We start from the raw sequence: 15,093 nt of genomic DNA on the forward strand, positions 1-15,093 counted from the left end.
TTACAGGTCAAATCCGCAATAGGATAGGTTATAGCTTTTATTACACAGCGGAAAATCAGAGATCCCCTGGTTCCGAAGTGACATGGCCAACCCGGTCCAGTTATGAAAGGAGGGATCCTTGATCTTATACCGATCAACCTTCCCCTCACTATCTGTCAGCACTGCGTGGGAGAGTTCACCGCGCCAGCCCTCATTCACTGTCACCACAAAGGCGTCCGCCGCCAGGTTCACTTGCCGTGCCTGCACAGCCTGCTCCTCCTCTTCCAGGGCCTCATGCTTGGCCAAGAGGAGATTGATCAATCCGAGTGAATGCATCACCTCTTCTCGCCGTACCCAGGCACGGCTGTTGACATCGCCATCGGTCACCTTGTTGGCGTTAGCGGGCAGATCCTGATAGCACTCGGTGGGGAAGGCTATTCGAGCATCATAGGCCAGCCCGCAGGCCCTTCCGGCATAGCCGACCAGCCCCAGATCCGTTGCCATCTCCTTGGTGACCGTGCCGGTATGCTCAAATCGGGCCACCACCGTATGGGCAGTAAAGAGCAGATCACAGACATGCTCAATCTCGGGTGTGATTTCTTCAAGCTTATCTCGGAGTAACTGCCGCTGCTCCTGGCCCATGATATGGGCAACCCCACCGGGACGCACCAGACCCTTGCCGAATCGATTGCCGCAGAGCACTTGGAGAAGATTCAAAAACTCGCCCCTGATCCGACCAAAATAGGAGGCAGGCGGGTTAAAGGCCACATCGCCACTCAGAGCACCAAGATCACCTATATGGTTGGCCAAACGCTCAAGCTCCAGGGCAATGCAACGGGTGATACTGGCCCCTGGCAACACCTGCATCCCTGCCAGAGCTTCAATCGCCTGGCAGAGGCAGAGGTTATGCCCAATTGCGGTATCACCGGCAATGGCCTCACAGATGATGGGCATGCGCTTCATCGGCATGGAGGGCAGCATCTGCTCAACCCCCCGGTGTTGGTAGCCCAGCTGAATCTCCAGGTGCAACACCTCTTCACCGGCACACTGAAAACGAAAATGGCCCGGTTCGATAATACCCGCATGCACCGGCCCGACGCCCACCTCGTGGATCGCCTCGCCATCCACCCGGAAATACTCGTAATTACCGGGAATATCCACGCTGTAGTCGTTGCCGAATACATCGTCGGCACCAGTCGCGTTGGCGTGATAGCGTACCATCTTCAGCCAGGGATGCCCCTCGGGGCGTACCCCGTACTGCTCGGCGATCTCCCGCTCAAAAAGGTGAAACTTCTCACTGGCTTTCGCGGTCAACGAGGGAAAACTCTCCCTCACCTCTGTACTGATGACATACAACTCAGTGTTGCGAAGCACTGCGAGTACCAGGGTTTTCTCCGCCTCCTGGTAGGCAAACATCTGCACCACAAAACCATCGTTTGCAACAAACTCGGTCAAGGCAGCGGAGAACTCCGCAAAGTCCACCCGTGGAATCGATGCCCGGGGCACGGCCTGACCGTTTGTAATTTTGAGCATCTTATCCATGGAAACCACCAATTGCTTGAATTGAATGAAGAATGGTTGTGTAGATGGATTCAGGCATCCATACACAGAGCGTCACCGAGGCGAGCAAAAGCACATAGGCAGGCGCAAGGCGAACAAATTTCTCCCCTGTTCCACTGGGTGCATCCCCCTCGTTAAACGACATGCCCATAACCACTCGACCGGCACCGGCAACCACCAGAACAAGAGCCAGCACAAAGATGGCCACACTGAGATACCAGTGGCCACGCACAGCGGCTACGATGATCAGAAACTCACTGACGAACAAACCAAAAGGGGGCAGACCGGCAATACCGACAAAGCCCGCCAGGAAGGAAACAAAGGTCTTGGGCATGGAGCGAATCAGCCCCTGGACCTGCTCAACCCGTTTGGTGCCAAAGGCCAGCAGGATATTTCCGGCGCTCAAGAAAAGGGAGGACTTGATCAACGAGTGATGGATCAGGTGAATAAAGGCGCCATAGAGCCCTACCCCACCGACACCCACACCAACGGCGATGATGCCCATATTCTCGATACTGGAGTAAGCCAGCATGCGTTTATAGTCGGACTGTTTATAGATGAAGATACCGCCGACAACCATGGAGGCGAGCCCGAAGACCACCAGCAGGTTCCCGGAAAATTCCCCCAAGCCCGCATTGACCATAAGGATATGGGCTTTGTAGATGCCCAGGAAGGCACAATTCAGCAGCGCACCGGAAAGCAACGCAGATGCAGGACTCGGAGCCTCGCTATGGGCATCGGGCAGCCAGGTATGCATGGGCGCAAGGCCCATCTTGGTGCCAAAGCCGATGACGATAAAGGAAAAGCCCACCTTGAGCCAGATTGGATCCAACTGGGTAGCCAGGCTGTTCAACAGGGCAAAGGAGAGCGGCTCGTGGAGCTCGACCATGTCCAGAGCCAGGGTCACAAAGAAGCTCCCCAGCAGAGCCAGGGCAATACCCACGGAGCAGATAAGCACGTACTTCCAGGTGGCCTCCAGGGCTCTTTGCGAACGGTGGACATAAATCAGCGGCGCACTGACCAGGGTGGTCGCCTCAATGGCGATCCAGAGGACAATGGGATGCTCGGCCACGGTCACCATGGACATGGTCCCCAGAAAGAAGAGCATGCAGCCACTGAAGACACGTTCCGCCCCCAGCTCAGACTCCTTTGCATAGGAGAAGGCGTAAATGGCGATGCAGGTAAAAATGAACGAGGTCACCATGAGAATGAGCAATCCTTCCGGTGAGGCTCCAAAAAAATGTTCAAAAAGAGGAGTCAGGCGGCCAGTCCAGCCCAATACCCCCAGGGTCAGGTGTCCTATCGCCGTAGCCAGAAGCAAAACCCTGCCAAGCACAGTTGGCAGGATAAAGGCAGCAATTCCAGCTGCAAAGGGCAGTAAAAATATCAGTTCTAGCATCGTCTCAATCCTTTAATTGTCCCAGGAGAGTCGTGTCGACGTCATCAAAGGCGTGGTTGATATTGGTGAGGATGATCCCCATGACCATGACAGCTACGAGCAGGTCCAGCAGTACTCCAAACTCAACAATGTACAGACTATGATGTTGACTCAGGGCGTTACCGATCAGATAGATGCCGTTTTCCAACATGAGATAGCCAATAACCTGAGTGATGGCTTTTTTACGTGCCAGCATCAGGAAAAGGCCGGTGGCCATGGTGGTGACCGCGCAGATAAGGATCAACGCACGCCCCTCGGGCAGGGAGAGATGCAGGGAGTTGGTCATAAACACAGCAGACAGAAGAAAGATCAATCCCATAAGAATTGAGGCATGGTAGCCGACAAAAGGCTCGATCTCCCGCTGAATACTCACCGATTTCACCGCCCGAATCAGCATCGCGGGAATGAGCACACCTTTAATTGCAAGCATGGCCACATAAAAGGCAACCGCTCCCAGACTGGCAAGCCCGTGCCCTTTGAGCAAGAGGGGAGTCAAAGAGACCAGCACTCCCTGCAGGGCCATGATACGCACCAGAGCCACCAGACGGGTTGAGCCCAGCGAAAGCAGCACCGTCAAGAGAATCAAGACGAGAATGACTTCAAGAAAATTGATCATTGCAAGACCCCCATGGTGAGTATGACGGCAAAGAAGCCAAGAACAAACGAGGTGAGAATAAACTTGGGCACAAGGTTCATTTTGAACCGAGCCATGATCGACTCAATTACCCCCACAGCAGTATAGACCAGCGCCAGAAGGATAAAGAAAAAGATAATGTTCAACAGGCTCAGCGGCAGAGAGAACGGACAGAGCAGCTGAATGATGAAGGCGGCATAGAAAAAGAGCTTATAAAAGGCGCCCAACTCGATCAGGGCCAGGTCCGGCCCGCTGTGATCCAGGATCATAACCTCATGGATCATGGTCAGCTCAAGATGGGTGGCAGGATCATCCACCGGCACTCGAGAGTTTTCTGTCAGAAGCACCATGAAGAGGGCCACAATCACCAGGACTATAAGTGCACCCGAGGCACCGGCCAGGGTGAGCGTATTGCCCTCGCTGAAAAAGCTGCTCATGGAGAGCGAGCCCGAGAGTCGGTAAAACAAAATGAGAATGGCAAAAAGCGTCAGCTCGGCCAGGGTCGAGAAAAAGACCTCGCGGGCACAGCCCATCCCCTCAAAGGGCGAGGCGGTATCCAGGGCGGCGACAACCGTAAAGAACCGGCCCATCCCCATGACATAGAGCATCAGGACCACATCCCCATGAAAGGAGAACAGGGACGCATTGCCGGCAAAGGGAAAAAAGAGCAAGGGCAAGACAGCAGCGGCAAAGGAGACCACCGGCCCAAGCTTAAAGACAAAGGTTGTGGAGGTGGAGTAGACCGAACCTTTTTGCAAAAGCTTCCACAACGTATAGTATTTAATGAGCAGTGGCGGCCCTTTTTTTCCGGCAAAAAAGGCCTTTACCTTGAGGATGATACCCGGATAAAGAGGCGCTGCAGCCAACGCCAGAAGCAATGAAAGAAATGATGCCATAGTAACCCCCTATATAATTTCTCAGCCTCTCTCAGATACACAAGAGCGCAATGAGGATAGCGATAATGATATAGCCAATGTAGAGCTGGATATGACCGTGCTGAATCCAGCGCAGTTTACTGAGCACAAACTGAACCGGAGTCACCAGACCGCTGTTCAAGGCCTGCTCGGCAACATCATCGACATGGGTCTCATAGGAGGGATTGGCAGGAAAAATTTTGCTGATACCGGTGTAGTGGGCAGAGAGGCGCACAACGGGCCGAAAAAACTCCACCATGGAGAGGGCATAGGAGGTACCGGTATACTGAATCCGGACAGTGCCCTGGGTAAATCCGCAGCCCCAGGTAGGACCACTGTCCACAACCTTATCCCGGTAAAGCAGCTTTCTGGACACCAGGGCGGCGAGAAAGAGCACAAAGAAAATGCGTGCGCCCAAGGCCATCTTGCCGGTGATCTCCAAAAGCTGTGCAGGATCGAGCTGCAGATTTGCCTGCATCACCCCATAGGCCCTGAACGCAGCCTGGACAAAGGGCTCAGGCCAGAGACCTATCACCAGACAACAGCAGGCCAAGAGCATCAGGGGCAGGGTCATGGTCCAGCCGGATTCCTGGGTTGCAGCGGTCCGCTCGGTGCGTGGCTCGCCCAAAAAGACGATGCCCACAATACGGGTAAAACAGGCGGCGGCCAGTCCACCAATCAGGGCCATGGCAAGGATGGCCAGCATGGCAAAGACATACTGCACCCCACCCAGCTGCAGGCCATAAAAGGCACCCACATAGATGAGGAACTCACTGACAAAACCATTAAAGGGAGGCAGTCCGGAGATGGCGACAGAACCCGTGAGAAAACTTTTTCCGGTCAGGGGCATACGCTTCATCAGCCCGCCCAGAAGATCAATCTTCCGGGTTCCGGCCTGCTTGGCCACCGCACCAGCCCCGAGAAAGAGCAGTGATTTGAAGATGGAGTGATTGAGTACATGAAGCAAGCCACCGGTAAAGCCAAAGATGGCCATGGGAAGATTACCCTCGGCAGCCCCGATCATCCCCACACCAAAACCAATGAGAATGATACCGATATTTTCCACACTACTGTAGGCCAAAAGCTTTTTGATATCCTGCTTGCCCAGGGCATACACAACGCCCAGCACACCGGAGATCATACCGAAGACAAGCACAATCTGACCGGCAAGCGGCGAAGAGATCTCAAGCAGGCCATAAAAGCGGGCAATTCCGTAAATTCCCATCTTGATCATCACGCCGGACATCACCGCCGAGGTATTGCTGGGCGCTGCGGGATGGGCATAAGGCAGCCAGATATGAATAGGAAAGATACCGGCCTTGGAACCAAAACCAAAGAGCATCAGGCAAAACATCCAGAGTTTCGCGGTTTCCGGCAGCTTGGCCAAGGCAGAGAAATCAAGCACCTGGGTAAAGGCAAAGCCCACGCCCATGCCTGAAAAAATACAGAGCGCGCCCAACTGGGTGAAGAGTAGATAGATATATCCGGCTTTCCGGGTGGCCTTCTCCTCGTATTCATGCAGGACCAGAAAAAAAGAGGAGATGGACATCATCTCCCAGGCAAGCACAAAGCTGATCATATTCCCGGCCAGGACAACCATGGCCATGGCCGCCACGAGCACATTGAATAAAAACAGATGCACTCCGATGCGCTGGCGTTCTTCTTTATGATCCATGTAATGAAAGACATAAAGAACAGCCAAGGGGCAGACACAGAGAATGGGAATGAGAAAAAAGGAAGAGAGAGCGTCCAGGGAAAACCTGAGCTCGAAGGGATGCAACCAGGCCACGGTGTAGGTGGCAGGTACTGAGAGTTGCATAAGCGGCCAGAGGCTATAAATACCCCAACCACATCCCAGGAGAGTCAATACAACGTAACAGGCCTTTATTGGCGTGAACAAGCGGTTGGCCAACAAAGGAAGTATTCCTGCAGCAAGCACAACTGCTAGCGAAAGCAAAAGCGTTTCCATCGGTCCTCGTAAACGGTTTGAATTACGACATTATGACGGTGTTCTCTTGGCAACTGCAAAGCTTAAGCAAGCGATACAGTTCCATGAGTTCCCCGCGCAAACCACTGCCTTATATTTTCATAATGACTCCATCCTCCTTCACCCCGGTGCACGCTCAACAAGAACGGTTGCCTGCATCGCTTTGCAGTTTTTTCTCTTAAAAAATTTTTGTTCTAATCCAGCAATGGCCCCAAGCGCTTCCCTCTCAGAAAGATTTGATCAGACGCTCTGAGCCGCGTATATCAATGCCCATTTACAACAGGGAACTGCTCTTCCATGGGTTCAAAACCATCAAGTTCTTTAGCTGATTGAAAAATCACCCCGTACCAGGGGCTGGAATCAATGCAGTAGCCAGGCAGGTCAACCTCGCAGGCACCACTCCGCTGTGCCACCATAAAGGACAACCAGCGAGCAGCCTCTTTTGCGGTATGAAACGGTCCAACAAAGACAAGCCCTTTCTGTGGCTCAAACGTTTTGCCGATGTATTGCTCTGCCATTTCAACGTGCTGTGTAATTCCTGCGCAAGATTTCATGACCACTCTCCTCAAATGAAGTGGAACATGGAAGCGTATGCTGTTGCACGCGCCATGCTCCGATTGCTACAACTCCTCCCAACCGCAACAATCTACTCCTCGATCCAGGTTGACCGAATCAATCAGTTCCTTCTTCAAAGGTAAACCCGTACCAGAGCAAGTCCTCACTCTCGCCCTGCTCCGGTGGAATCTCTCGACACCCTGCTATTTTGCTTTCAAGGAACTGCATCCAGTTCTGCGCCTCCTCCTTAGAGAGGAAAGGCCCCATTTCCGTCAGTGTTTCCTCTGTGCCTGCATAGGTTGTAAGCAGTTGCCGCATCCTTTTTCGATCTTGCGTGATACCGATAACAATCCTCACTGACACCTCTTCACGGAAATATAATGGTGGAACGGATCTCAAAACAGATATAGCAATTGGTATTCCTAAAATGGATTGGAGGTGCATTTTTTGTCAACGTGGCGACAGGTACGCACTCTTCAAAAAAGGGAGAAACCGTGTGAACGGATTGAAAATAAATGGAAAGTAGCCATATTAAAGCATTGAAGCCAGACCAAATTTTATACGTCCTTTTGAGCAAATAAAACAAGTTCTGCCTCCACGTTTTCGATTTTGAACAGGCAGTAGTGATGAGTTGGGGCAGGATGCCCCGGCAGGGAAAGAATAAACTATGAAATGGTTAGCCAACCCGGCAAAAAGGCTGGATCAGGAGAGCATTCGCCCTTCTCTGGCTCTTAAAAAAAGGAATCGGGGCAATGCGCCCCGGTGAGGCATATTGCCCCAAATCACCTCTCCCCATTACCAATTACCCCAAGCGCCTCAGGCTACAATAGGGAGGAATGAGCAACCACGTTGTTACACTTAAGCTCGAAGCAGAATCATATCCCATTGAATTTAAGTAAGTTTTGCAAAAACAAACTCATTGACGATACAGAAAAACTGGTTTTTGATAACTGCTGACTTTAGACACATAAGGAGTTTGAAGAAGGTACGTATAAGTTGGAAATATCGTAACTCCGAAAATCAGAGATTTACTGCTATGGTACAACCAGCATAACGGGCTCCGGTATCGTGAGGAAAAATTGGGGGTAATATGATTTTTGGTGGTGTTACCCGGAAGATGGGGAATACGGGCATGTCTTTATAAATATGCCATATATGTTTAATTTTACTATATGTTTCGAATATGCATAAGACTGGCCATAAGGTGAGAGGTCCGTTGAGGGATACTCATTTCAGTCTTCCGGATAATTACTGGTTAGCAATAGGATTTATAAAATGCACATTTTCATAGATACAAACATATTTTTCAATAACTGGTATTTAAGAAGTGCGCATTTTCAAATATTCTCCAATTACATAAAGAACACTGATGCACGTATTTTATTACCAAAAGTCATTTGTGAAGAGGTAGAAAATAAATATAGAACAGAGTTGAAAAATGTACGAGAGGAAGTTCAAAAGGCTGTAAGAAGTGCAAATAATTTTTGTTTTGAGTCTTTCAAGATAGATATCGATCAATTTCCAAACGATGAGTATAAATTTTTTGAAATAGCTAATAATGTTTTGAACAATGTTGATTTAATAGGCTATGAAAATGTCGATCAAAGAAAAATATTTTCAAATGCATTGAATGCTAAAAAACCATTTCGTGAAAAAGAAAAAGGATATCGTGATACTTTAATATGGCTCTCTCTGCTAGATTATATTAATAATAATATTATTGAAGACGAAATTGTTATTATTACAAATAATTCTAAAGATTTTTTTGAATCAAAAAATAATGAATTCTACTTACATCAAGATCTAATAGAAGACATTAAGAACTATGATATCAAAAATAATTTTACGGTTCGTAATTCTTTAAAAGCATTTATTGAATCTAACGTCAAAGAAAGTTTGCACTCTTTTCAGCACGATGATATTCAAGAAGTTGAAGAAAGATTTGGTGAAATATTTGAAGAGTTTCTTGAAACCCATTCCAGAAATTACATGAACGATTTATCTCTTAAAGAGTTTAGTGAAATATTCGAAGAAGCTGGATATTCCACAGAAATTCTTAAACTTGTAAAGGAATACTACTTTGAGATATTCGAAGGGTTAGAAGATCCAGAAGTTATAAGTTGTAACCGAATCGAAGAGGGGAGGCTGTATATTGAGTATTTGTATAATCTTAGGATTTGCACTATTCAATTGAGATTTTCTTTAGCCGATTATTACGAAAATCAAGGTCAATTGGAAAAAGAATTTTTTAATCCAGAATTTTTAGATGATGAAGTTATATTGTTTGCATTTCCCCGTTGCTATTACTCATCAAACTTCATTTTTGATATCGATAATGAAGCTGTTGAGGAATTTTCAATAGATAGCGTTTTTATGAAACAATGAAATAAAATATTTGCTAATCGGGTAGCCGGGGGAAACTCTCCCCCAGCCCCCACACCACCTAGCATGCGGGTCCGCACTAGGCGGTTCCCATGAGCTACCGGGCCGTAGCCGGGTAATGGATGTTTACCCATAGATCTTTGATAGAAAGCAAACCTTGAACTTTGAGCCATTTATTGGTCATTCCCGATTGGGTCGCCAAGGTGCGGGATAATCTCCAAGGGCCTTTCCTGCTCAATCCAACCAAGATGGCCGCATGCAAGAAGGTTCCGAGTTTCCTCAACTCACGAACCTTGGTACGACAGTAGCGCCACTGCTTCCAGTAGCACATGCGCACCCTGCGGCGCAGCCAATGGTCGAGTTCAGGTATCGGTCGATACCGCTCCGATATCCCGAAATATCCCATCCAGCCGCGCAGATACTCAGCCAGCTTGAACATTCGATACTCCATGGAGACACCCCAGCTCCGTCCGGTCAATTCCTTGATGCGCTGTTTGAAACGCACAAAAGCCTTGTCCGACCAACGGATCTTGGCACCCGTAAAGGAAAAACCGAGAAAGGTGATCTCGTTGACATGAGCCACCTTGCTCTTCTCCTGGTTGACTTTGAGCTTGAGTCTCTTTTCAAGAAAACGGGTGACACTGGCCATGACCCGCTCACCCGCCCGGCGACTCTTCACCAAAATGACGAAGTCATCGGCATAACGGGCGAAACGGTGACTGCGCCCCTCCAGCTCCTTGTCGAGTTCATCCAGGAGGATGTTGCTGAGCAGCGGTGAAAGTGGGCCACCCTGTGGAACCCCTTTACGGGTCTCGTGCAGGCGGCCACCTATCACCACTCCTGCTCGCAGATAGGTGCCGATCAGCTTCAAGACGCGCTTGTCACGCACCTTTCTACTGACCCGAGCCATAAGCACATCGTGCTCCACCGTGTCGAAAAACTTTGCCAGGTCGGCATCGACAGCCACGCGGTATCCCTCGCGGATGTGATGGCGCACCTGGTACACGGCATCGTGGGGCGACAGCCCCTTACGGAAGCCAAAGCTGGCCGCCGAAAAGCCAGGATCAAAGATCGGCACAAGCACCTGAGCGATGGCTTGCTGGATCAAGCGGTCAAGGACAGCGGGAATCCCCAGAGGACGCGTGCCCCCTGTTACCTTCGGGATCTCTACCCGCTTGACCGGCAATGGTTTGTAACTGTTTGCAAAGATGGATGAGCGGATCCCTGGCCAATGCTCCCAAGCATAGGCCATGAAGTCGTCTATGGGCATGTCATCCACACCCGGCGCTCCACGATTGGCCTTGACCCGTTTCCAGGCCTCACTCAGGTTGGCCCGGGAGAGAATCCGCTCCAACAGGTATTCATCGGGATCGGGTTTATCGTCAACGCGCCGATCAATTGCTCCCCCGGTCGGGTTCATCGCACTGGTCGAGCATGACGGGCCCTTTCCCTTCTCTGGGTTCGGTCCTTCGTCCGCTGGCAACGAACTACTATGACCTCGGCTGACTCCTGCCCGGGAACCAGGCATGTTACCATGCATGGCGCTTTCCAACGGGAGTTGGATCGCATACCGGACAGGTCTCCCCGGATAAGGACGTGATCTGTCACTATGCAGGTAAGCGACCACGGGAGACTCCGATCGCGGCATTTACCGTATCTCCTAAACCCGGGGTTTTGTCATGTTGTGCTGACTTGCCCAGAGACTCGGCCTTGTATGCCGTTTCTGTTCGTCGACTCATAGCTTTGCGCTCCAGCTTCCTCCAGACGAGCTCTCGCGAGATCGCCCTTGCTTTCGGCTAGTATTTATGCTCCTGTCATCACGACAGTAACAGGGTTTACATACAGGGGACTTGCACCCCATTAGATCACGCCCATGCCGGGCGTACACAAGTCGCTCAACCTGACCGCGTGAACGGGAGTCGTTTTCCGCGAAGGCTGTTGGTGCGGCAGGTTAGCTCAACGTTGGGCTATTCAAAATAGCTAATCTAATACAAAACAAAAAATGACGTTACTGAAATGAATGAAAATCAAGAAGAATTAGAATATTTACCATATATAGTCTTACCAAATCTTGATTATGATGCTCAACTTAGATTTATTAAAGAATTATTAGCCACTCACAAACAACAGATTGAAGTTACAGAAAAAAGTATTGAAGAGATTACACAATATTTAAAAAATAATTTTAAGGATCATAGTGCAGAATATTTAGAATATCTAAACGATGAGAGAGGCGAAAAAATTCATTCTTCAATTTACCAAAGTGCAACGCACAGCATGTCTGCTATTGGTATGCTGGCACCATTTATTGAATCACTCTTTTATCAAGTATTTTATGGTATTAAAGCAGTATTCTACGAAACATCGCAGCATCCAACTGATCATGTCCGTTGGAAATCTAATGAAACAGAAGTTTGGGATTGTCATTACACCTGGAAAAATGGCTCAAGAGATCAGAATCCGAACATTGTAGAAGGTATCATGCAATTATCTGATGCAGTAGGTCTGAAATCTTTCCTTCCATCTGATACTAAACTAATTTTGACAGTACTATTTTCTTACCGAAATAAAATGTTTCATTGTGGGCTAGAATGGCCAATCGAAGAACGAAAAAAATTTTACAGCAGAACTAAAAACGAAAGGTGGCCTGAAAGTTGGATAAGTTTTTCAACAATCGGCGATGAACCGTGGATTTTTTACCTTACGGATGAATTTATCCAAAAATGCATAGGATTAAGTGAAAATGTGATCTTGGGAATAGCGCAGTATGTCAAATATAAAATTCATGAAATCGAAGAATTAAACAAACTATAAAATATTATTTGCCCAATCGGGTAGCCGGGGGAATCTCTCCCCCAGCCCCCACACCACCTAGCATGCGGGTCCGCACTAGGCGGTTCCCATGAGCTACCGAGCCGTAGCCGGGTAATGAATGTTTACCCACAGATCTTTGATAGAAAGCAAACCTTGCTCCGCAAGCCATTGATTGGTCATCCCTGAATGGGTCGCCAAGGTGCGGGATAATCTCCATGGGCCTTTCCGGCTCAAACCGACCGAGATAGCCGTATACAGGAAGGTGCCGAGCTTGGTCAGTTCGCGAACCTTGGTGCGGCAATACCGCCACTGCTTCCAGTAGCACATGCGCACCCTGCGTCGCAGCCAGTGGTCCAGCTCGGGTATCGGTCGATATAGCTCCGATGTCCCGAAGTAGCCCATCCAGCCGCGCAGATACTCGGCCAGCTTAAACATTCGATACTCCATGGAAACGCCCCAACTCCGTCCGGTCAGTTCTTTGATGCGCTGCTTGAAACGCACAAAGGCCTTGTCCGACCAGCGAATCTTGGCGCCCGTAAAAGAAAAACCAAGGAAGGTGATCTCGTTGGTGTGAGCCACCTTGCTCTTCTCCTGGTTGACTTTGAGCTTGAGCTTCTTTTCCAGAAACCGGCTGACACTAGCCATAACCCGCTCACCTGCCCGCCGACTTTTCACCAAAATGACGAAGTCATCGGCGTAGCGGGCAAAAAAATGGCTTCGCCCTTCCAATTCCTTGTCAAGCTCATCCAAGAGGATGTTGCTGAGCAGCGGTGAAAGTGGACCGCCCTGCGGAACACCCTTGCGGGTCTCGTGAAGGCGGCCACCTATCACCACTCCCGCTCGCAGGTATGAGCCGATCAGCTTCAAGACGCGCTTGTCGCGCACCTTTTTGCCGACTCGAGCCATGAGCACATCGTGCTCCACCGTGTCGAAAAACTTCGCCAGGTCGCAATCTACTGCCACGCGGTATCCCTCGCGGATGTAATGACGGACCTGGTACACGGCATCGTGGGGTGACAGCCCCTTACGGAAGCCAAAGCTGGCCTCCGAAAAGCTGGGATCAAAGATCGGCACCAATACCTGAGCAATAGCTTGCTGAATCAGGCGGTCAAGGACAGCGGGAATCCCCAGGGGACGCGTGCCCCCGGTTGCCTTTGGGATCTCCACCCTCTTGACCGGTAGAGGTTTATAACTGTCTGCAAAGATGGAGGAACGGATCCCTGGCCAATGTTCCCAAGCATAAGCCATGAAGTCGTCTATGGGCATGGCATCCACACCCGGCGCTCCACGATTGGCCTTGACCCGTTTCCAGGCCTCACTCAGGTTGGCCCGGGAGAGAATCCGCTCCAACAGGTATTCATCGGGATTGGGTTTACCGTCAACGCGCCGACCAACTGCTCCCCCGGTCGGGTTCATCGCACTGGTCGAGCATGACGGGCCCTTTCCCTTCTCTGGGTTCGGTCCTTCGTCCGCTGGCAACGAACTACTATGACCTCGGCTGACTCCTGCCCGGGAACCAGACATGTTGCCATGCATGGCGCTTTCCAACGGGAGTTGGACCGCATACCGGACAGGCCTCCCCGGATAAGGACGTGATCTTTCATTATGCAGGTAAGCGACCACCGGGAGACTCCGATCGCGGCATTTACCGTATCTCCTAAACCCGGGGTTTTGTCATGTTGTGCTGACTTGCCCAGAGACTCGGCCTTGTATGCCGTTTCTGTTCGTCGACTCATAGCTTTGCGCTCCAGCTTCCTCCAGACGAGCTCTCGCGAGATCGCCCTTGCTTTCGGCTAGTATTTATGTTCCTGTCATCACGACAGTAACAGGGTTTACATACAGGGGACTTGCACCCCATTAGATCACGCCCATGCCGGGCGTACACAATTTTCTGCACCTGATCGGTGTTCCGCTGCGCTTCACACCAACAGGTGAGAAATACGTTGGGCATAGAAACAACCAACCATTGTCACTATATATCTTACAAATGTATTATAAAATAAATCAAAATATATAGAAATAAGGCCTCAGTCATAACTAAACAAATTTACATAGTACACAGACATAAGAGATGAAGAAGAAAAAATATTTTGCATTGCCAGACTCCGAAATATCAAAGCTATTTGATAAATTTTCATATCCAATTTCAAAATCAGCCTTAGATGAAACCCAAAAACGAACTGCAATTAGTATTTCAAAGATTTTATGGATACTTTTCGTTTCCAGCCGAGACTCAGAACAAAACGTTTATGAATGCTTAGATCAAATCGAAGGAATTGATCACGAGGCAAATTTAAGCATAGGTGCTGTATATTTTTACAAGATGAAGAAGGCTTTGAGCAGAGTTGAAATAATTAAACTTAGAAACCACTATAAGAACGAAAACAATTTAAATAAAATTCAAGAATGGCACATAGAATAATTATGGCCATAATAAAATACATTAATAGCCCAATCGGATAGCCGGGGGTTTTTCTCCCCCGGCCTCCACACCACCTGGCATGCAGGGCCGCACCAGGCGGTTCCCAAAGAGAGACGGGCCGCGGCCGGTCAATCGATAGCTTCAGTTCTTTGAAAAGACGGCAGTAACCGCGGCTATCTTGGAGAGCTTGATTCCCATGACGCGCCCATTGTGTTCGCTCGTCCGGTCGGGTTCAACGCGATATGGAGCTCATGAGGAAAGACATCCCCCTCTTCAAGTTTGGCCCTTCGACAGGGTAAGTCTTCCCGGCTCTCTATGCCGGGCTTGTTTCCAGCCACCACACTGCCATCAGTGGTGACGTCCTGTCTACTATGGCCTCTGCTGACTTCTGCTCCATCACGGAGACCG

The 15,093-nt window shown here is 49.7% G+C and carries 13 protein-coding genes; 3 read left to right on the top strand and 10 right to left on the bottom strand.

All coding sequences use genetic code 11. The features are described 5' to 3' along the window. The 7 genes from JWJ90_RS18710 to JWJ90_RS18740 form a co-directional block, all read right to left on the bottom strand. Nucleotides 1–1,521 carry a hydrogenase large subunit gene (locus JWJ90_RS18710; RefSeq protein ID WP_205228745.1) on the bottom strand — a complete coding sequence of 507 codons (1,521 nt, stop codon included), beginning with the start codon at nt 1,519–1,521 and terminating at the stop codon, nt 1–3. Then, the gene (locus JWJ90_RS18715) at nt 1,514–2,938 is read right to left on the bottom strand and encodes a proton-conducting transporter transmembrane domain-containing protein (RefSeq protein ID WP_205228746.1); all 1,425 of its coding nucleotides are present in this window, start codon (nt 2,936–2,938) and stop codon (nt 1,514–1,516) included. Before JWJ90_RS18715 ends, JWJ90_RS18710 begins: the two co-directional genes overlap by 8 nt. A gap of 4 nt (nt 2,939–2,942) precedes the next feature. Then, nucleotides 2,943–3,593, bottom strand: a complete 651-nt coding sequence (locus JWJ90_RS18720) for a hydrogenase (protein ID WP_205228747.1) — start codon at nt 3,591–3,593, stop codon at nt 2,943–2,945. Next, the gene (locus tag JWJ90_RS18725) at nt 3,590–4,507 is read right to left on the bottom strand and encodes a respiratory chain complex I subunit 1 family protein (RefSeq protein ID WP_205228748.1); all 918 of its coding nucleotides are present in this window, start codon (nt 4,505–4,507) and stop codon (nt 3,590–3,592) included. The genes JWJ90_RS18720 and JWJ90_RS18725 overlap by 4 nt, the downstream gene beginning before the upstream one ends. A 31-nt stretch (nt 4,508–4,538) precedes the next feature. Beyond that, nucleotides 4,539–6,494, bottom strand: a complete 1,956-nt coding sequence (locus JWJ90_RS18730) for a proton-conducting transporter transmembrane domain-containing protein (protein WP_205228749.1) — start codon at nt 6,492–6,494, stop codon at nt 4,539–4,541. Nucleotides 6,495–6,775: 281 nt separating this feature from the next. Beyond that, nucleotides 6,776–7,066 carry a hypothetical protein gene (locus tag JWJ90_RS18735; RefSeq protein ID WP_205228750.1) on the bottom strand — a complete coding sequence of 97 codons (291 nt, stop codon included), beginning with the start codon at nt 7,064–7,066 and terminating at the stop codon, nt 6,776–6,778. A 118-nt stretch (nt 7,067–7,184) separates the two neighbouring features. Further along, entirely contained in the window at nt 7,185–7,424 is a 240-nt protein-coding gene (locus JWJ90_RS18740) for a hypothetical protein (protein WP_205228751.1), read from the bottom strand. A gap of 918 nt (nt 7,425–8,342) precedes the next feature. Between JWJ90_RS18740 and JWJ90_RS18745 the strand changes: the two genes are divergently transcribed. Next, on the top strand, nt 8,343–9,452 hold the full coding sequence (locus tag JWJ90_RS18745; protein WP_205228752.1) for a PIN domain-containing protein: 1,110 nt from the start codon (nt 8,343–8,345) through the stop codon (nt 9,450–9,452). A gap of 94 nt (nt 9,453–9,546) precedes the next feature. Here the strand turns inward: JWJ90_RS18745 and ltrA (JWJ90_RS18750) are convergent, their stop codons facing one another. Then, a complete protein-coding gene (gene ltrA / locus JWJ90_RS18750) occupies nt 9,547–10,869 on the bottom strand; it encodes a group II intron reverse transcriptase/maturase (RefSeq protein WP_420828923.1) in 1,323 nt (440 codons plus the stop codon). Between the two features lie 596 nt (nt 10,870–11,465). On the opposite strand from ltrA (JWJ90_RS18750), the gene JWJ90_RS18755 reads away from it, so the two are divergent. Further along, complete coding sequence (locus JWJ90_RS18755; protein WP_205228754.1) at nt 11,466–12,263, top strand: hypothetical protein; 798 nt, start codon at nt 11,466–11,468, stop codon at nt 12,261–12,263. Between the two features lie 93 nt (nt 12,264–12,356). On the opposite strand, the gene ltrA (JWJ90_RS18760) is transcribed toward JWJ90_RS18755, so the two are convergent. Further along, nucleotides 12,357–13,679, bottom strand: a complete 1,323-nt coding sequence (gene ltrA / locus JWJ90_RS18760; RefSeq protein WP_420828924.1) for a group II intron reverse transcriptase/maturase — start codon at nt 13,677–13,679, stop codon at nt 12,357–12,359. 655 nt (nt 13,680–14,334) lie between these two features. On the opposite strand from ltrA (JWJ90_RS18760), the gene JWJ90_RS18765 reads away from it, so the two are divergent. Further along, complete coding sequence (locus tag JWJ90_RS18765; RefSeq protein ID WP_205228757.1) at nt 14,335–14,685, top strand: hypothetical protein; 351 nt, start codon at nt 14,335–14,337, stop codon at nt 14,683–14,685. A 173-nt stretch (nt 14,686–14,858) separates the two neighbouring features. On the opposite strand, the gene JWJ90_RS18770 is transcribed toward JWJ90_RS18765, so the two are convergent. Further along, on the bottom strand, nt 14,859–15,093 hold a 235-nt coding region (locus JWJ90_RS18770), incomplete at its 5' end, for a hypothetical protein (protein WP_205228759.1).

It is taken from the genome of Desulfobulbus rhabdoformis, from assembly GCF_016919065.1.
In the GTDB taxonomy this organism is placed as follows: Bacteria; Desulfobacterota; Desulfobulbia; order Desulfobulbales; family Desulfobulbaceae; genus Desulfobulbus; species Desulfobulbus rhabdoformis.